General features: G+C 61.8%; 10 protein-coding genes. 7 read left to right on the top strand and 3 right to left on the bottom strand.

The genetic code is table 11. The annotated features are described in order from the left end of the window. Nucleotides 1–987 precede the first annotated feature (987 nt). Nucleotides 988–2,010, bottom strand: coding sequence for an aldo/keto reductase (locus tag BUS42_RS08060; protein WP_074306468.1), 1,023 nt, complete (start codon nucleotides 2,008–2,010; stop codon nucleotides 988–990). A gap of 149 nt (nucleotides 2,011–2,159) precedes the next feature. After that, nucleotides 2,160–4,070 (bottom strand): ABC transporter permease family protein, encoded by a 1,911-nt coding sequence (locus BUS42_RS08055; protein ID WP_074306467.1) that lies wholly within the window; start codon nucleotides 4,068–4,070, stop codon nucleotides 2,160–2,162. A 497-nt stretch (nucleotides 4,071–4,567) separates the two neighbouring features. Here BUS42_RS08055 and BUS42_RS08050 point away from each other — a divergent pair, with 497 nt between their 5' ends. The 7 genes from BUS42_RS08050 to BUS42_RS08015 all read left to right on the top strand — a co-directional run bounded on the left by BUS42_RS08050 (nucleotide 4,568) and on the right by BUS42_RS08015 (nucleotide 16,092). Beyond that, nucleotides 4,568–5,470, top strand: a complete 903-nt coding sequence (locus BUS42_RS08050; protein ID WP_074306466.1) for a cation diffusion facilitator family transporter — start codon at nucleotides 4,568–4,570, stop codon at nucleotides 5,468–5,470. A gap of 16 nt (nucleotides 5,471–5,486) precedes the next feature. Then, on the top strand, nucleotides 5,487–6,512 hold the full coding sequence (locus BUS42_RS08045; RefSeq protein ID WP_074306465.1) for an LIC_10091 family protein: 1,026 nt from the start codon (nucleotides 5,487–5,489) through the stop codon (nucleotides 6,510–6,512). A 208-nt stretch (nucleotides 6,513–6,720) separates the two neighbouring features. After that, on the top strand, nucleotides 6,721–8,352 hold the full coding sequence (locus BUS42_RS08040) for a DUF6599 family protein (RefSeq protein WP_074306464.1): 1,632 nt from the start codon (nucleotides 6,721–6,723) through the stop codon (nucleotides 8,350–8,352). 57 nt (nucleotides 8,353–8,409) lie between these two features. After that, nucleotides 8,410–9,519, top strand: a complete 1,110-nt coding sequence (locus BUS42_RS08035) for a DUF362 domain-containing protein (RefSeq protein ID WP_074306463.1) — start codon at nucleotides 8,410–8,412, stop codon at nucleotides 9,517–9,519. Between the two features lie 41 nt (nucleotides 9,520–9,560). Continuing rightward, on the top strand, nucleotides 9,561–11,243 hold the full coding sequence (locus BUS42_RS08030; RefSeq protein ID WP_074306462.1) for a 4Fe-4S binding protein: 1,683 nt from the start codon (nucleotides 9,561–9,563) through the stop codon (nucleotides 11,241–11,243). 150 nt (nucleotides 11,244–11,393) lie between these two features. After that, nucleotides 11,394–13,070, top strand: a complete 1,677-nt coding sequence (locus BUS42_RS08025) for a hypothetical protein (protein ID WP_254053379.1) — start codon at nucleotides 11,394–11,396, stop codon at nucleotides 13,068–13,070. Between the two features lie 1,801 nt (nucleotides 13,071–14,871). Further along, on the top strand, nucleotides 14,872–16,092 hold the full coding sequence (locus BUS42_RS08015; protein ID WP_074306460.1) for a glycosyltransferase family 87 protein: 1,221 nt from the start codon (nucleotides 14,872–14,874) through the stop codon (nucleotides 16,090–16,092). A 119-nt stretch (nucleotides 16,093–16,211) separates the two neighbouring features. Here BUS42_RS08015 and BUS42_RS08010 read toward each other — a convergent pair whose 3' ends face one another. After that, nucleotides 16,212–18,275: a carboxy terminal-processing peptidase gene (locus tag BUS42_RS08010; protein WP_074306459.1), complete on the bottom strand. Its 2,064-nt coding sequence runs from the start codon at nucleotides 18,273–18,275 to the stop codon at nucleotides 16,212–16,214. Nucleotides 18,276–18,496: the final 221 nt, after the last annotated feature.

Genomic DNA, 18,496 nt, shown 5'->3' with positions numbered 1-18,496 from the left:
GGGGCGATCGGAGGGCGGTGCGGAAGCTTGGTGAATAGGCCCAACGAACTCCCCTGCAAGCTGCGGAAGCGGCGTGCCGGCGAACGGGTCGTGGAGCGTCAGATCAGGGAGTCAGGACCGTTGCGTCCGAGAAATTGCGGGAGTGATCGATCGCAGCACAGCGCCGTACCGCCACCAGGAAAGGTGCGAATCACCGACCGAATTTCGGTTCAAGAACGGGATGGCGCCGGTATCCCTTAACAAAGGAACCGGCAGAGTTGAGTGAGGAGGGAAGCACGACTGATGATGGGGAAATGCAATTCTTGAACGTGGCTGACAAGCCCCGGCCAAGGTAGAGCCATCCAAAAGAAGGTGTCCACGAAGGCAAGGCTCGACACGTTCGTCGGTGCCCGAACGGTGACCGTATCGTCGATCTCGGGGATTTCGTCGAGGTGCGACGGACCGTCGGGTCGCTCTGGCTGCGCGCCATTCCACCGTGACCGCTGAACTGGCGTGACGGTCGCGGTCGAGTCGATTGGGTCCCGATCTCCAGGATCAGCCGAAACGGGCTCCGGAGCATCGAGAGGCCGCAAAATCCGGTGAAGAATCAGCGTTGGGGCGAAGGGGTTGCAAAGGACGTCGAACTCCAGTCCCAACACCGCCAGGACGGCGATGATAAGATGCGGAAGCCGGCGCTTCTTGGCGTAAAACCACCCCATGAACGAGACCCCGGACCAATGAAATTGCACCTTGGATTCACCCAATCCCTCTTCCCGTAATTGGGTCGGAATCCGATGACTCCAAGATGCAATGAATTTCTTAGTTCAGGGACCATTCCGTCACCCGCGAGCCACCGGATCCTTCAACTCCATCGACTCCGCCGAGTGGCTTTACTCGACCCATGCCCTCGCTCCACTCATGTTTTCGCGAGTAACACCGATCTCGATCTTCGAGAACGGGGGGGATTCTCGGAAGTCGTCGAACCTCACGAGCCACTTGACCAGGTCATCAAGAAATAGCGGTGTCGAATCCATGCTGCTTGCGGTGCACGGGGCCGTCGAACATTTTTGATGACTTGAACAACTCGAATCGCCCGTCACCCGCGACCTCGATGGTCGACTGTTCGATTCGCGCCTTCTCCTCAGCGGAGAGCGGCTTGAATTCGCGGACGATCTTGAGGTTTTGGTCGAGGACCTGTTCCGAATCGATCCCCGAAACCAAGGTCGAGATCGGCAATGAGAGGACGTAGCGAAGGGCATCCTCGACCGAGACTCCGGCCTTGGTGACGATCGAGCCGGTGCCCCCGAGGCTTTTCATGGCGAGCACGCCGATCTGGCGCTGGAGGAGGACGGGCAGGACTTTCTTCTGGAAGCTGCGGTAATGGACATCCATCACATTCAGGGGCATCTGCACCGTGGCCCATTCGTAGGGCTTGCTGAGCATGTCGAGGTGGATGGACGGGTCTTTGTGTCCCGTGAAGCCGAGGTAGCGAACCTTCCCTGTTTTCACGGCTTGCAGGCCCGCGTGAATGGCGCCGTCGTCGGCGAAGACCCAGCTCGGGTCGCTGTCGTAGACGATCTCGTGGAATTGCCAGAGATCCAGGTGGTCGGTTTTGAGCCGACGGAGGCTTTCCTCGAGATTCGCCTGCGCGTCCTTGACGTTTCGGCCACAACACTTGGTCATGAGGAACGTTTTGTCACGTCGTCCCCCCGCGGCGAGGGCCTTGCCCATTCTTTCTTCGGCCACGCCGTTATGATAGTCCCAGCAGTTGTCCATGAAGGTGATCCCTTCATCGACGGCCCGCTGGATCAGTCGAAGGCTGTCCGCCTCGGACATCTTTTGGGGATTGGTACTGGCATGGCCCCCAAGGCAGAGGAGGCTGACCTTCTCGCCGGTCCGACCCAGGGGGCGGAGCGGAATGCCTCCGGGGTTGGTGGCGTCGGGGGCCGCGGCCCCTGAGAGAGCCGCCGCCGCGACACCCGCGGCACCCGTTTGCAGAAACTGACGACGACTCGAGGAGTGTGCACGCATCGGGATCGATCTCCAGCGAACCAACGGAGCGAACAGGGATCCACGGCGGAGCGCTCTTGTGGAAAGCAACTCCTGCGCCGCGGATCCCGGGTTCGCTTCGCCGCGCGGTGTCAATGCGCGCTTGCGAGTCGAGGTCGTCGCTGAGTTCGCTACCCTTGGATGGCGTTGGTCCGCCCGAGTGCGATATCGAAGTCGCTGACGGCGGGCACGAGCATCGCCAGGCAGGCGAAACCGTAGATCCCGACGCTGAAGAGAAAGGCGGCCAAGATGTCGCCGTTGAGGAGACTGATCACGCAGTAAAACGACCAGAATGGCGTCAAGAGCGCGACCAGGGCGATGGCCCGAGACGGGTTTCTCGCGCCGAGGGAACCGAAGAGCGCGACGCTCCCCGCGCCAATGAAGATGAGGAAGCTCAGCAGTTGTCGCCCGAACTCCCGGTCGCTCAGCAGGATCAAGCTGGCACAGACGAGGATCCCGACCATCAAGAAGAAGATCGTTCCCAGACTGTTCGCAACCGCGGTCCTGCTATTGGTGTATGTGATCGCCGCATGCAGGCCGAGCATCGCCGAGAAGTGGACGAGGAGCGCGAAGTCGATGACGACGTAAAAGGCGGATTCATACGTCATGGCGCCTGAGATCGCGAACCAGATGGTCAGGAGGATCGGGAGAACGACCATCTCCTTTGCGTTATAAAGGACGCCGTAGAGCTTGCCGTAGATGAACTGCTTGGGAGTCAGTTCGGTCACGAGCAAGAGGTCGAGGGCCCCCGTATCCCGTTCGCTGGTCAGGGCGGTCACACCCTGCGCGTTGATCAAGACGAGGCTCAGGATCGCTAACGGGATCAAGGTCTTGGCGGCCCGCCAGCTATCCTCGGCGACATCAGGGTTGCCGTAGTAGAAGGCCACACCAAAGGCAAAGGCCAAAGCATAGGCACCTTTGATAATGAGTGGCTTGGTCCCGTAGGCTCGAGTCATCAACTCGCGCCAGAGGATCGGCCACTCGCTCCAGGGCTGACGGTACGAGCCGGCCCGTTTCAGGATTCGCCGGTGGCTTCGCCTCGGGACGTGCAAGCCGGTCGTCGCTTCTCCGACCTCGGCGCCCGCTCGAGCCTGGCGATCCCGCGCGTCGGTCTGACCCGACTCGATGCCGGCGGCCATTGATGATGCTGCGGCGCCGACGAGGACCGGTTCGGCGATTTCCTCGATCGCGACCAGCGATCCGACTTGCTCGCCGCCCGCCTCCCCTTCGCGCTGTTCTCGCGGCTCGTTCTGGCCCGGATTCCAGACGCGTAACAGAAAGACGCCGGCCAGCAGAATGGCCGCGGCGATCGAAGTCGCAACGAACATGAAGACGAGACTTGGTCGGGCCAGGGCCTGCAACGACCCCTGATCCTTATAGAGGATCGAGAAGACCGCGCGGTAAGGGTTCAGTGCCGTTGCCAGCGGAACGCCGAACAGATGCAGGTTCGGGAAGAGATAGCCAATCGCCTCGACGCCCCCCAGGGAAAGGACGACGAGCAGGACGGTGAGCGCCAAGGATTGAAACGTCCGATCGCGTTCCAAGGCGACGAGGAGACCGAGAGCGCCGCCCGCCAGTCCGGCCGCGGCGGTCACACCGAGGATCTCGAAGATTTGCCCGGGCGCGATCCCGCCGAGAAGCATGCAGAGGAAGAAGACAGGCGCCGCAAGCGCCAGGAGTGTGCCAATCTGAAGGAGGCTGGCCACCAGCTTGCCGAGGACGATCTCCGTGTCTCTCAGATCGGTCATCAGGAGCAGGATGAATGTGCGCCTGTCCTTTTCGTGCGCGACCGCCGTGGCGGCCGAGAGCGGCGCGAAGAAGAGCATCAGGGTGAGCTGGATCAGCACAAAAAACTGGAATAAGATTCCGCTGAACCGGGCGAGAATGCCGAATTCATGGATTTCACGCCAACCGATCAGGGATTGCCAGACGGTCCACATCAGGACGAAGAGCAGCCCGACGTACGCGGCACGTGCGACGTAAAACCGAGCGGGGCGTGGAGCGGTGATGACCTCGCGAGCAATGATGGGTCCAGCGAACAAGAGCAAGCCTCCCAATGTCGACGGCGCGGACGTACCGACAAGAAACCCTCGACGAGCCCTGGCGGGGTTACGATCCCAATCGGAAAAATGTTCGGCCGCTCGCGAACGGCGACCGGAATCAACCACGCTCAAAGGCTCGACGCCTCGGGACGTCCAGGCACCTTAATCGGCGTGGCACGAGGCGGGTACTCCTCAACGGTTCCCACCATCGAGCTTACCAAACTTGGGGGACGATACCAAAGTCAAGCTCACTCTAAGTGGTTCGAAACGCATGCCCCACGGAATGATCCAGCGACCAATTCGGGGCGAGCGCTCCGAGTCGAGTTGCTTCGAGCTCGAGGAAATGACAGACTCGGTGCAGAGACAGGGCCGTTGACGACCGGCCCGAGTCACCATCGACGTCTTCGAGGAACGATCAAGGCGCCTCCGTCGTCACCTCCCTCGGACTGCACCGATCGAGTCCGGGTTCGAACCCGACCGGAAATCACTGAATCTTCATGGGCGACATCGCGAATCTCTATCAAAAGGCACGCCGGGCCGCCCTCTGGGGCGTGGCCGTGAACTCCGCCCTGGGCTTGATCAAGCTTCTGGGCGGGATGTATGGCCACTCGTTTGCGCTTGCGACCGATGGGGCTCACTCCCTGGTCGACGCCTTGATCTCGGCATCGCTGGTCGCCGCCTTGTTCTTCGCGCAGCGGCCCGCGGATCGCGAACATCCCTATGGTCACACCCGGGTGGAAGCCCTTGTCGGAGCCGGTGTGGGCCTGCTCTTGATCTTGCTGGCGCTGGCCTTGGGCTGGGAGGCCTGGACCACGAGGAAGCTCGCTCATCCGGCCCCGCACGCGTTCACCTTGGTCGTTGCCGGGTTCGGCGCGATTTGCCAAGAAATGCTCTCGCGGTATGCGATCAAGACCGCAAAACGCACCGGTTCAGGTGCCCTTCTGGCGACGGCCTGGGACTACCGCCTCGACGTCTTCGGCTCGCTCCTGGTCCTGTTCGGCGTTGCCCTGACGAAGTGGGGCGGACCGCCTTGGCAAATGGCCGATCGGATCGCCGCGGGGCTGGTGGCAACCTTGATTATCTGGGTCGCATCCAAGCTCCTCTGGGAAAATGTCCAGGACCTCATGGACCGACAGGCCAACCCCTTGGTGCTCCACGATGTCAGACACGAAGCGCTAGCCGTGGCGGGCGTCCAGGGCGTTGAGAAGCTCAGGATCCGCAAGGCGGGGCTCGAATACCTGGTCGACATCCACGTCGAGGTCGATCCCGATCTGACCGTTCGGGAAGGTCACGATATCGCCCACGCCGTCAAGGACCAGGTGATCACCCACGTGGATCCGATCCGGGATGTCCTCGTCCATATCGAGCCGTCCCGGATGCAACCGCCATTGCCCGATTGACAAAAGGGGCCGAACGATGTCCTCCCCCCCTACCCTCGCCGACTTGCTCTTCCCCGCCCGTGACGCAACCTTTGCGTCGATCATTCGCGAACTCTCGGAGCGCGAGACCGGGCCCGCCGCCGATAACCTCGTCAGCAACGAGGACTCCTATCCTCGGGTGACCGCCGAGGTGGCCCGGCTTTGTCCGCCGGGTCAGGTCTATCTTGGGGTCGGTCCGGATCAGAATTTCACGATCCTCGCTCAGGCCAAGCCACGCCTCGCCTTCGTGATGGACTTTCGCCGCCGCAACCTCCTGCTTCATCTGGTCCATAAAGCGCTCTTCACACTTGCCGCCAACCGCGTTGCCTACCTCACGCGACTCACTGCGCGAAGTCCCGGCCCCTTGGGTCCCGATCCCAGCGCCGACGAGCTCGTCACGGCGTTCTCCGAAGCGAAATTCGACCGCGAACGGCTTGAGGAGTCCATCGTCGAGGTGGCAACGATCCTCCAGCCGCTCGGAGTGGTTGCTGAACCTGAGTGGAAGGCGCTCGCGACGATCCAGGCGAAGCTCGCCGGGCCGGGGATGAATGCACGCTTTCTTGCCCTCCCGATGTATCCCACGTTGGGCCAACTCGTCCGAACTCGCGATCGGCGAGGAGCCCCGGCGCACCTGCTCGCCAGCGAGGCGGGTTACCAATTCGTTCGCGAACTCCAGCAGGGCGATCGGCTCATCCCCTTGGTCGGTGACTTTAGCCGCCCTCCCAGCTTGTCCAGGCTGGGTGACTGGCTGCGGGCCCACTCGCTTCGGCTCTCCCTGCTTTACGTGTCGGACGTTGAATTCTTCTTGATCCGCGCGGGGCGATTCGCCCGTTATGTCGAGAGCCTGGCGGGCCTTCCCTGGCACGAGGGAGCCCAGGTGGTCCGCACGAGCACTCGTGAGATTACCCATCCCGACCGCGCGCCCGGCGATAGCGCAACGACGGTTTTGCAACCGGTCGCCACGTTCCTCAGATCGGCCCTTGCAGGAAAGATCAAGACGGTCGAGGACCTGTTTCAACCCTGAAAATGTGGCACGGTGCGCTGAACAAACGAGCCGTCCTTGGCGGAAAAAACGCTCTTCTCCGAGGGGAAATCCTCCAATCGAATCGAAGGAATTCGATCTCTGTTAAACAGGGCGATTGCTGATTTCCCGTGGGATTGGTTATAATTCGCTTTAAGTCGGACATTCCTAATCAGAGGACAACTCCTCTGCGTCTGAGGCTCTTCGCACGATGAATTCCACGGCGACCGCAGCCCGGCTTCGAGACTACTTCCTGAGTGATCCGCTGATGGCGACCGCGGTCGCCGCCGCGCTTTTCGCTCTGGCGACGACCCCCTTGGCGTTCGCGATCCTGGGCCGGCTGAGCTGGTTCAAGGCGCGGCGGGGCCGGGTGATGCAGCGCCCGGAGTTTTCCTCGATCGTTTGTGCCATGCTCCTGGTAATGGGAATTCCGGCCATTTTCATGGCCTTGGTGGTCAAGAGTCAGCACTTCGACGAGGATCGCTACGAATTCGACCCGAATAAGACCTGGTCGGTCCTGGAGCAGGGTCGCGGCTATCACACCGTGAAAGAGGCCGACGAAGCGGTCAAACGTGAAGCCACGCGGCTCGCGGAAGTTCGCAAGAATCTGGTCGAGAGCGTCAAGAAGCTCGACGAGTCGATGCTGGCTCTTCGCGCTGTCGCGGGCACATCCCCCGCCGTGGCTCAGGCCATTCCCACGGTGCTTCAGCGCTTGGCCAAGATTCACGAGAGCATCGGGCTCGACGGTCCCCAGCAACTGATGGATTTCACCGCCCCGCCGGTCGCCATCGCCGCCATTCCCGCTTCGTCTCCGTCACAAGGGCCCGTGGCCAATCTGGCCCCGGCTCCCGCCCTCGTGGCCCCAGCGGCCGTGACCGGGTTGACGAAGGCCCAGGTCGATGCGGAACTCGCGGCCGTGCCGGAGCCGCAACGGCCCCTGGCGGCCATGCTTCCGCTGAGCGACTTGCCCGCGGAATGGACGGTCGGCAAGCTGGGCGATCGCCATCTCGAGAGCTTCAACGCGGACAACCTCTTCGAAAAGATCGACGGTCGGGCCGAGAGCTTCCTCCAGTACAACGTCAAGGGAATGGCCTACGCAAACCTTCATCCCACCGGGGATGAATCCAACGAGCTGCAAGTCTACATCTTCGAGATGAGCGACCCGCTCAAGGCGCTCGGGAAATATGGCTCCGAGAAGTCGGATGATGCGAAGCCGTTGACGATCGGTTCCGAAGGCTACACCGCGGCGGGAAGCACCCTGTTCTACTCGGGCCGCTATTACACGCAGATCGTATCGACGACCGACGACCCGAAGTTCTCGGCTTTCGCCGTCGAGCTGGCCAAGCGGATCGCCGAGAAGCAGAAGCCGGATGCTTCCGGACTGGCTCCCGCCGAAGATCCGTCGAAGGCCCAATCCACGCCTGACAGCCTGTTCGCGCTCCTGCCCAGTGGCTCGGGCCGGGCGACGCCCAAGTATGCGGCCCAGGACGTTTTCGGGTACAGCTTCCTCTCCGACGTCTTTATGGCCGATTATCAGGAGGGCGGGATCACCTGGCAGGGCTTCCTCCGGCCCTACAAAGATGCCAAGGAGGCGCAGGCCGTTTTCGACAAGTATGTCGAAGGCGCCAAGCGGGACGAGGCGGAGGTCAAGACGATCGATGCGGAAGGGGCCGATCGGATGATCGTCAGTTCCAATATCGGCCTGGTCGATGTCCTCTTTCTGAAGGGTAACGTGGTCGGCGGGGCCAACGGTGCCACCGAAACCAAACCTGCCGAAGCGTTCGCTCGGGCCTTCGTGAAAAGCTTGCCCAAGACTGTGCCCGCGATCGCAACGGGTCCGTGACGAGATCCCCCTCAACGCGTCGAGCCTCCGGTCTTCTTGCCCAACGAGAGGATAGCGATGAGCGAAAAGCTGACCCGAACTCAGCTCAAGAATCTGGAACGGCTCGGCGGCGTCAATCCGGCCGATGAGTCGTTTTCACGGAGGCAGTTCCTCACCCAAGCCGGTGGGACTGGCCTGGTGATCGGTGGTGCCGTGGCGGGCGGCCTGCTCGCTCGTGATCAGTGGGGCATGGAAGGGGTCAAGCCACCGCCCCCGGTCCGCCTCAAGGACTATTCGGTGGTCCTGTCGCCGAGCAAGCCGAGCCTCGTCGTGGTCCGTTCCAGCCCCCCACGCGCGGAGAATTATGCGTCTCGCGAAGAAGAGCTCCATGCTCGCGAGGAACAGGCCTTCACCATGGTCAAGGCCGCCCTCGAAGCGATGGGGGGCGATCGAGGCGTCTCGGCGTTCATCAGCAAGGGTGACGTGGTCGTCATCAAGCCCAACGTCGCGTTCGACAAGAACCCGGACCTCGCCGCCACGACCCAGCCCGATACGGTCTCCGCGGTCGTCAAGCTCTGCTTTGGCGCGGGGGCGCGGAAGGTGATCGTCGCCGATAATCCGATCAATAACCCCGAAAGCTGCTTCTTCAAAACCAAAGTCGGCGAGGCCGCGATCCGCGCGGGGGCCGAGCTCATGATGCCGCAGGATAGCTACTTCGAGCAGCTCTACGTCGGTGGCGAGACCATCACCGGCACCTGGAAGATGTTCTATCGCCCCTTCCGCGAGGCGACCAAGGTCATCGGGATCTCACCGGTGAAGGACCACAACCTCTGCAAAGCGACCGTGACCATGAAGAATTGGTACGGCCTGCTGGGCAATCCGCGCAACCAATTCCATCAGAATATCCACGGAATCATTTCTGACTTCGCCTTGATGATGAAGCCGACGTTCGTGATCGCCGACGGCCGCAAGCTCTTGATGCGCAACGGACCGACCGGTGGCAGCCTCAACGACGTCAAGAAGGGCGACACCATGGTGATCGGCACCGATTGCACGGCGGTCGATAGCTGGTGCGTCAAAGAACTCCTGGGTAAGCAACGACACGAGATTCTCTACCTCGATAAGGTCATCAGTCGTGGTTTGGGCAAGGACTGGCGTCCGCAGTGGACCCGCGAAATCACGGTCTGATTCCACGAAGAACACCCTTTTTCGTCACCGAGGCAGGACTGATGGTCAAGATCCGACGCGCCTATGAGGCCCTGTTTCTCGGTCTCTTCCTGTTCTTCTTGCTCATCACCGACCTTCGCTATTTGAAGGGTTGGCCCGTCTCGCTGTTCCTCGAAGCGACGCCCCTGGTCGCGGTCTCGACCGCCCTGACGACGCACACCCTCTATCGCAACCTCACCTGGGGCCTCCTGATTATCGCGATCACGATGATCGTCGGACGCGTCTGGTGCAATTGGATGTGCCCGTTCGGGATCTTGCACCACATCTTCGGGGTGATCGGCAACCGGCGCAACACCAAGCAGATGATCGAGGTGAACCGCTACCGCAAGATCTATGCCCTGAAGTACTACATCCTCGCCGCCATGCTCGCGATGGCCAGTCTCTGGATCATCCCGACGACACTCTCCTCCCCGGGCCGGATCTATGCGGCCTACGCGGGGAAAGAGCTGCCTCAGAAGGGGATCGCCCGCATTTTCGCGGCCGTCACGACCGGGGTTGCCGAGGCGGCGGAAGAACACAAGACGGGCAACAGCACGCTCCAAATCGGGTTGCTCGACCCGATCGCGCTCACGGTCCGGTCGATGACGACCAGCGTGCTCCCGACGGCTCAGAAGGCGACTGAGAGTATCTACACCGAGCCTCGCGAATACTGGCAGGCCTGGATCGTCGGCCTGATCTTTATTGGTCTGCTCGTCGCCAACTGGTGGATCCCTCGATTCTTCTGCCGAGCGCTCTGTCCGCTCGGTGCGCTGCTCGGCGTGTTCAGCCGGTTTTCGCTCTGGCGAATCGATCGCGATCCGGTGCGGTGCACCGACTGCGACCTCTGTCTCAAGAGCTGCGAAGGGGCCTCCGACCCGCATACCGACCTGCGCAAGAGCGAGTGCTTCGTCTGTCTCAACTGCATTGAGGACTGTCCGCACGATGCGCTCTCGTTCCGCTTCTTGCCGCGGAAGGCGAGCGAGGTCACCTATCCGGCTGTCGGCCGTCGGCAACTCATCCTGGCCGGGCTCTTCGGCGTCTTCTTCTTCCCGATGGCCCGGCTCTCGGGCGGGGTTCGCAAGAACTTCAACAAGGCGGTGATCCGACCTCCGGGCTCGGTGGCCGAAGACGAGTTCCTGCGGCGTTGCATCAAGTGCGATCAGTGCATCCGGGTTTGCCCGACCAACGTCTTGCAACCAAGCCTGTTCGAGGCTGGGGTGGAGGGACTCTGGACCCCCATCATGATCTCGAAGATGGGTTGGTGCGAGCTGAACTGCACCCTCTGCAGTCAGGTCTGCCCCACGGGCGCGATCCGCGAAATCTCAATCGCCGAGAAGCTGGGTGTCGGGCCGTTCGAGAGCAAGGGACCGATCAAGACGGGCACGGCGTTCTACAACCAAGGGCGCTGTCTTCCTTGGGCGATGGATACCGATTGCGTCGTCTGCGAAGAGGTTTGCCCTGTCAGCCCCAAGGCCATCTTCACGCGGAACGTCGAGGTGACCGATCGCTGGGGCGGGAAGCTCGAGCTCAAGCGACCGTTCATCGACCCGAACCGGTGCATCGGCTGCGGGATCTGCGAGCACGAGTGCCCCGTCAAAGACGATCCGGCCGTCTACGTCACGGCGATCGGTGAAACGCGGGATAAGTCGCGCTCACTGCTTCTCTCCTTGGTCGAGGACAACGCGCAAGACCTGGTCTCGATCTGAGCGTCGAACCGACAACCGCAAGCTCTGAATGACGGCCGGGCCAGAATCACCAGGCCCGGCCGTCCTTCCTTCGGGTTCCCGACATCCAGAGGGGCTTATGGCACTCGATCCCAGGACGAGTGCTTTCGCGTTCTCGCAACGGAGTGCGGGTTGGCTCTACCGATCAACCAATGGCGATCTTGGGGGCTCATCCGGGGCTTGCTGGTGAGCCTCTTTGTCTGTCGGGGGCTCGTCTATCTCGGCGTCATGCCGATCTTTGAAGGCTGGGATGAATACCAGCACCTGGGCTATGTTGTCCATGTCCTCGAGACCGGACAACCCGCGGTACTTGGCCGGACGAACTTCCCTCAATCCCTCTTGCGGGAACTGGTCAGGTATCCTGTTCCCAGGCGTGTGGCCGCACTCCAACTCGGCCCCTTCGGCGCAGTCGACTACAAGACGTATTGGAGTGGCGAGCCTCTTCCCCCACCGCGTCCCGGTGCATTACTTCTCTATGAGGCGCAACACTCCTGGTGGTACTACCGCCTGGTTGCGCCCCTGTTCTCATGGCTGGGCGGAGTCCCGAAACTGCCCGTGGCTGTGGGGGGCCTTCGGCTCTTGAATCTCGGATTCGTTGCGGCCGCGGTCTGGCTTGCGCTGGGGGTCGTCGGACGAGTGGTTCGAACGCGGGGTGATGCGCTTCTGATTGGCCTCGTGATCGCCGTCCACCCCTTGTTCTTGATCAACGGCGTGCGGGTTGCGAACGATGCCCTCGGGGTCTTGTTGGCCACCGCGGCAATCGCCCTCGCGTTTTCCTCGAGTGGCTCGCAGGGGATCGGACGCGGTGCCACGATCGGATTGGTCACCGGTTTGGCGATCCTCGTGAAGGCCGTGAACTTCGGCCTGTTGCCGTTCGTGGCATTGGCCTGGATCCGTTCAGCCGCTCATGATCGCCGTGCCATCCTTCGCGCGATTCCAGGGGGCGCGGCGCTTTTCCTGACCCTGCTGTTGGTCATCCAAGGCGAAGTCCGTTCCAACCTCAGGCTCTACGGTGGTCTGACGACGATGCAGGAGGCCGTCCGCAACCGGCACGAGGGGCGAACCAACGCCGAGTTGATCCAAGCCGCCCGATCATTCCGTTGGGAGCTGCGGATCCGTCGGCTCTGGCTCTCAGAGTCATTCCTGGTCGGCGGGTGGAGTCGCCAGGGACCTGGCAAAATCTGGGTTAATGCTTATGCCTGGATCGTGGCCGCGGGACTTTTGGGAGCGGTCCTTGCGATAGCCGGATGCTTCAAACGGACTGAGCCCGTGCTTCACTCCCGGCTCACGGTTCTCCTCTGCGGCTTACTCTGCTCCAGCTTTACGGGTGCATTGGCTTATCATATGGTCCAGTCAAAGCTCGCCTGGGGCGAGCCGACCACCTGTTCCTGGTACGCCAGTGCCGCGTTTCCGTGGTTCCTGATCGTCGTCGCGGCCGGCGGCCTTTCCTGGCCGGCCCCTCAGCTTCGACTCGTTGTGCCCCTCGCTTTGACGGCGACCTGCCTCGGGGCAGAGTGGCTCGTGATCTGGAGTCGAATGCTCCCGACCTACTCCGGGGGGGCGACGGGCCAACTCGCCTTACACCGCCTTGCGAGTCTCCAAGCTCCCCTCTTCGGCTCGGCGACGATCATCGTCGCCGAGGTCGGTGTGGTGCTCCTCGCAACGCTCCTTGTCGGGATCGCCCTCAGAATCCGCTGTCCTCAAGCGCTGTCGCCCACGTCATCGGTTGCGACCTTGGCGGAACGGTCCGGTTCACTGGGGAAGGCTCGGGGCGATCGAGCCGGGCCGATGAAACGCACTCTGGCTTGAGCCCGGCCTCACGTCGGAAGAGGATCGAAACTGCGTCGCGATGAAGGATCTTCCAGTCCGGATGACCGGTCAGGAGGCGCGCCAAGCCGCGAGTGGGTCGGACCCAGACAAGTTCGATCCGTTCACGATCGCGGATGGCCTCCCAGACGGGCCCACCATGCAACGCGTCAGCATACTGTAAGACTTCGGCCTTGCCGAACAATTCGAAACGGTCATCAATGAACGAGCGTCGGGGAGGCCGACATTCCGATGCGATCATGCCACCCCAGTCCTGCTCGTGGAACAGGCGAGTCTGGAGCCGTTGGCGATTCAGGCTCGCGACCGCGTCGATTGGCCAGACCGTGGGATCGAAGTCGCCGAACCGGGCGCCGAACCCGGCCATCAGGACGACGGCCAAAGCCATCGCGACTGGCCAGACCGACCAGGTCATCCGATCCTGCCAGGTCGATCGCAACTCCGCCGACAAGCCGTCGAGCAATTGGACCAAACCTGGAGCCATCGCCAGCGCGAAGATTGGCGCGTACCTGACCGAGGCCAGCGCCAGGTGCAGCCAGACCAGAGTTTGCACCAGGTTGTAGCGGTCCATTCGCCTGGTCGTGAAGCAGGGCAACGCGATGAGCGCCATGAGGACCCACTCAACGACGCGGGCTTGGCCACTTCCGAACTGGATCGGCTGGAATTCGACGATCAATGTCGTGACACCGCTGGTGAACAACAGGTTGGCCACATGCCGGTAGAGGCCGATCCCGTATGGGTTCGCCAGAGGAGTGAGCAAGCTCAGAACCAAGACCGCTGCATACTTTTCGAGATTGCGTTGTCGGGCTTTGTCCCAAGGGCCGGAGAACGCATGTCCGAACGCGGCCGTCAGGACGATGAAGGGACCCGCTAAGAAGCCGCCGTGGACGTTCGCCCATCCCACCATCAAAAGAGGCACGATCGCGATCGCCCAGCCGCCTCGGTCGTGTTGCGCGCGGCAGGCCCGCATGGTCCACCACGCGAAGGCGAACGTCAGGAGGTGGGGACGGACCAGGAAGTGTATTGTCCCGATCAAGAAGACCGGGATGATCACGACCACCGCGATCATCGGCGAGGCGCCCTCACGCACCAGGCCGCGGATCACCGTGGCATAGAACGTAGCCAGGCCGAGGGCGGTCGCCGCGACCGCTGCCGACCAGCCCCAGCGATCGACGACCGCCGCGAGGAGGAGATCAAACCCCCACGACTGATCCACCCAGGCGACGTGGTCGCGGGTGTAGGTCAGCGTATCCACGCGCGGAACCGCGCCGGTGCTCGCGATCTCGCGGCCGAGTCGGGCGTGCCAGAACGTACCGGGGTCATTCAGAAGCCCTTGACTCCGGATCAGGATCGTAACCAGGACGAGTCCGAACACCAGGTCCGGAACCCCAAGCCTGATTCGCCGCGACCATGCCATGCAGTCCCCCGTCGTCGACTCCCGCGAGATCCCCTGTGAGTTTGCCTGCTGAAAGCTAGGACACGAACGCAAGATTGCAATTCCGCACAAACTCCGAGGCTCCCGGATCTTACCGCTTCGTCCGAACCGTTCGCCAATCCGTCCTGACAGTTCAACAGCCTGAAATTGAGGAATTCGACCTCGCTCACTATACGCATTTCGGCCGCTCGGCTGGGGCGATCCGATGAGTGGATCGCACGCTTGCCCCCACGTTAGAGAGCGCGGAGCAGGCGCACTCATGATCTATGCTGTACTTGGCGGCCGAAACGACAACGGGCGTCGTGGCTGTTACTTCGTTGGAGCGATCTCGTCGTTCCGGAGCCTCTCCGCATGGACTTGCCGCTCGACCCTCGCGTTCTCGCTCGCCCGCGCCCGCGCTGGGAGCTGATCCGACGCTTCGCGATCCGTCTTTTGTCCCTCGTTTTGCCCGCGGTTTTGCTGACCGTTCACGCCGTCGGAAGCCGTGCCGGGCACGACTACATCGAGTTCCATGCAGCGGCCCGGCTGCTCGCGAAGGGGGAAAACCCTTATGGAATCGAAGAGCAGATCCGCGCTCAGCGACCGTTCCGCTCGGGCCCGATCCGGGCGGATGCCGATTCAAGCGATTACTTGCAGAAATATGGCTATCTCCCGTATTTCTATCCACCCTGGCTTGCTCTGGCCTGTCTGCCTTTGGGGGCGCTGAGCTTCCCGGTCGCCAAGGCGACCTGGATCTATCTCGGTTCTCAAAGCCTGGTGCTGTCCGGCTACGGGTTGCGCCAAGCCTCGAGACGTTTGCCAGCGGCCGTGTTCATTGCCATGTCTTTGATGTTTATGCCGTCGTATGACGCGATCATGGTGGGGCAGACGCCACCCTTCATCTTACTGTTGCTGGTCACGAGTTGGTGGACACTCGTACGCGACTGGGATTGGGGGGCTGGGGTCGTACTCGGTTTGCTCACCTTCAAGCCCCAACTGACCGTCGTGGTCATTCCAGCGGCCTTGCTCTGGAGCGTCAGGCGGGGCCGGTGGCGGGTTGCCGTCGGCTTCGCGGCCACGCTCGCGCTCCTCTGCCTCGTTTGTGGACTACTCGTTCCCTCCTGGCCTTTGGAGATGCTCCTGGCAACTCGGCGCACCCCGATCCCGATCGCGATCAATCCTGCGGTCGGCGTGACCTGGCTCTCCTTGTTACGAAGCCTGGGCATGACGGGCTGGCCCCTGGCTTTGGGCTATGCGCTGGCAGCCGTGCCGGCGGTGGCGCTCACCCTTTCACTGGCCTGGGATCGAAAACGTTCCCTTGCTCAGGCGATGAGTTTGGGTATTGTCGCCGCCTTTTTCGTTTCGCCCTACGCGCTTTGCTACGACCTGACCGTCTTGCTATTCCCCTTGCTGCTCCTCGCGCCGCGGCTCACGGAACGGGCGGCCCTTGGGTTCCTTGGCGTCGTGGTCGTCGGCTCTTATCTTCACCTCGCCGCGATCGTCGGGGGCGTCCCACAGGTCACCTTGTTCTGGATGCCGGCGGGGTTGGCGCTGCTCTTGGTTCGTCCGAAGGCGCCTGAGAGTCCTGGTTGAGAATGGCTTGGGTGGCGAGGATCGACCGGCGCGGACTTCGAAATGAAACGAGGGCGAAGCTTACGCTTCGCCCTCGTTTCCTGATCGCTAAGTGAGGCAAGGTGGGATGCCCAGCTAGCTCACCGACTGTTGGTCACGGGACCGGTCGTGGTCGTGGTCAGGACCTTTGATCCAAGCGTGAGATAGTCGGCAACGATGCTGGCGACCTCGTCGTTGTAGTAGTCGGACTCCCAGGCGGGATGCTCCGTGAACTTCTTCTTGGCCTTATCCTTCTTCGGCTTGTCCTCGTCCTTCGTGATGTCCTCATCGGGCACGAATTCCGAGCGGAACTTCTCTTCGTTGAGCGAGATCGAGTGCCGAGCTTTTCGCTCCACGAACTTGGCGATCCGCTCTTCCTGCTTCTGGAACTTCACGTTGGCCTTGCGGCGGTCGAGTGACCGGGTTTCGAGCTCGCGGACCAAGGAGGGATTCACCTGCTTGAGGCCGGCAATCGGCAACGCATTGACCTTATCGAACTTCAGGGCGTTGTCCATCTTCCCCTCGCCGAAGTCGGCCTTATCACGGATCGAGGGGATGTGGATGTGCGGGGTGACTCCCAGGACTTGCGTGCTCTCGCCGTTCACCCGGTAGAACTGCTGGATCGTCAGCTTCAGCGCACCGAGGTTCGCGTCGTCACGACGGCGAAGCTGCTCGTTGATCGGGACGATGCTCTGGACCGTTCCCTTGCCGAAGGTGCTGGAATCACCAATGATCAAGCCACGATCATAGTCTTTGATGACCCCCGCGAAAATCTCGGAGGCACTCGCACTCAGGTGATCGATGAGGACCACGAGCGGGCCGGTCCAGGCCGCCCCTTCGTCCTTGTCATCAATGTGCTTGACGCCGGAGGCATCCTTGACCTGAACGATCGGTCCGCGATCGATGAACAGGCCGGAGAGCGTTCGCGCCTCTTCCAAGAGACCGCCGCCGTTGCCACGGAGGTCGAGGATCAGGGCGTTGATGCCCTTCTGCTTGAAGCTGTTGATCAGCTTTTTGGTATCCACGGTGGCGCTGACGGCGTCGGGGTCCTGAGCCATGACCGCCTGGGTATCACCGTAGAAGGCGGGCAGGTTGATGACTCCCACCTTGTAGACCTTGTTTTCAGGGTCCTTGACGTCGATGATCTGACCCTTGGCGTGCTGCTCGACCAGCTCGATCTTCTGGCGAGTCAACTCGTAGATCTTCCGATCCTTGGTGCCGGTGGGCTGCACGATCAAGCGAACCTTGGTCCCGCGAGGGCCTCGGATAAAGCGGACGACATCGCTGAGCTTCTTCTCGACGAGGTCGGTCTCGGATCCATCCTCATTCTGGATGCCGATGATCTTGTCCTCGGGCTGCAGTCGGCCATCCTTGTCGGCCGCCATCCCGGGGACGACTTCTTTGACGACCGCATAGCCGTTCTCGGACTGGAGCGACGCCCCGATGCCCTCGAGCGAGAGGTGCAGCGTCTGGCCGATCGTGTCCTCGAGCGTCTTGGCGCTCATGTAGCTCGAATGCGGGTCGAAGGTCCGGGTCAGGCTGCTGAGATAGACTTCAAGCAGTTCCGACATGTCGAACTGGTGAAAGAGTCGATTCCGGTCCTTGTAGCGAATCTTGACCTTATCGACGGCTTCCTTGTCTTCGGTCTTGTCGACCTTAAGCTGGAGCAGGTCGAGCTTGATCCGCTTCCTCCAGCGTTCCTTGGCTTCACCCTCGGTCGCCGGGTAGTCGATCAAGTCCGGATCGTCATCGATCGCCTCGTCCACCGTGAAGTCGGGCTTCTGGTCGAGGTATTCGAGGGCCGTTTTCAGGCGCTCGTCGGTCCGCTCGAGGAACCGAGCGAAGACCTTCTTGGGAAAGTCGAGGTTACCCTCCTTGATCTTGTCATCAAGAGTCGTGGCCTCGGCCATGAACTCATCGATATCCGCCTTCAAGAAGTAGTATTTCTGGGGATCGAGGTCCTTGAGGAAGTTGTGACACCACTTCTTGGCGATTTCGTCGTCAATCTTGGGCTTGGCCATGTGGCCGAGTTCGAGCAGATTCACGACGACCCGAGCCGTGTCCTCGTCCAACGGTTTGGACGTCGGCGTTTGGGCACCCACGACTGCCGCGATGAAGCCCATGATCGCGATCAGCGCCAGGGGACGGAATGCGAGTCGAGGCATGAGAGTTGGTTCCGAAGGGCTAGATGGGTCGTCGTGCGGAACGCATGGTTCAACACCTTGCCATCATATCCGTCGATTGAGTCAACGACAAGGCCGACACTGAGGGTTGAACGATCTGGATGGGGCGGTGCTCGTCGCGACGTTCAATCATCGAGATCGAGGGCCGGTTCACGTCATCTGGACTGTGACTACGAAGTCAGTCAGACGTTGGTTCGCCTCGG

Origin of the sequence: Singulisphaera sp. GP187 (assembly GCF_900129635.1) — a bacterium.
GTDB lineage: Bacteria > Planctomycetota > Planctomycetia > Isosphaerales > Isosphaeraceae > Singulisphaera.
Note: the sequence above shows the minus strand (reverse complement) of the source record. Positions and strands in the feature narration are given on the sequence as shown.

Bases quoted from the DNA above. Each gene is read 5' to 3' on its own strand.
- BUS42_RS08060 (WP_074306468.1), bottom strand. From the start codon at position 2,010: ATGCGTGCACACTCCTCGAGTCGTCGTCAGTTTCTGCAAACGGGTGCC.
- BUS42_RS08050 (WP_074306466.1), top strand. From the start codon at position 4,568: ATGGGCGACATCGCGAATCTCTATCAAAAGGCACGCCGGGCCGCCCTC.
- BUS42_RS08045 (WP_074306465.1), top strand. From the start codon at position 5,487: ATGTCCTCCCCCCCTACCCTCGCCGACTTGCTCTTCCCCGCCCGTGAC.
- BUS42_RS08040 (WP_074306464.1), top strand. From the start codon at position 6,721: ATGAATTCCACGGCGACCGCAGCCCGGCTTCGAGACTACTTCCTGAGT.
- BUS42_RS08035 (WP_074306463.1), top strand. From the start codon at position 8,410: ATGAGCGAAAAGCTGACCCGAACTCAGCTCAAGAATCTGGAACGGCTC.
- BUS42_RS08030 (WP_074306462.1), top strand. From the start codon at position 9,561: ATGGTCAAGATCCGACGCGCCTATGAGGCCCTGTTTCTCGGTCTCTTC.
- BUS42_RS08015 (WP_074306460.1), top strand. From the start codon at position 14,872: ATGGACTTGCCGCTCGACCCTCGCGTTCTCGCTCGCCCGCGCCCGCGC.
- BUS42_RS08010 (WP_074306459.1), bottom strand. From the start codon at position 18,275: ATGCCTCGACTCGCATTCCGTCCCCTGGCGCTGATCGCGATCATGGGC.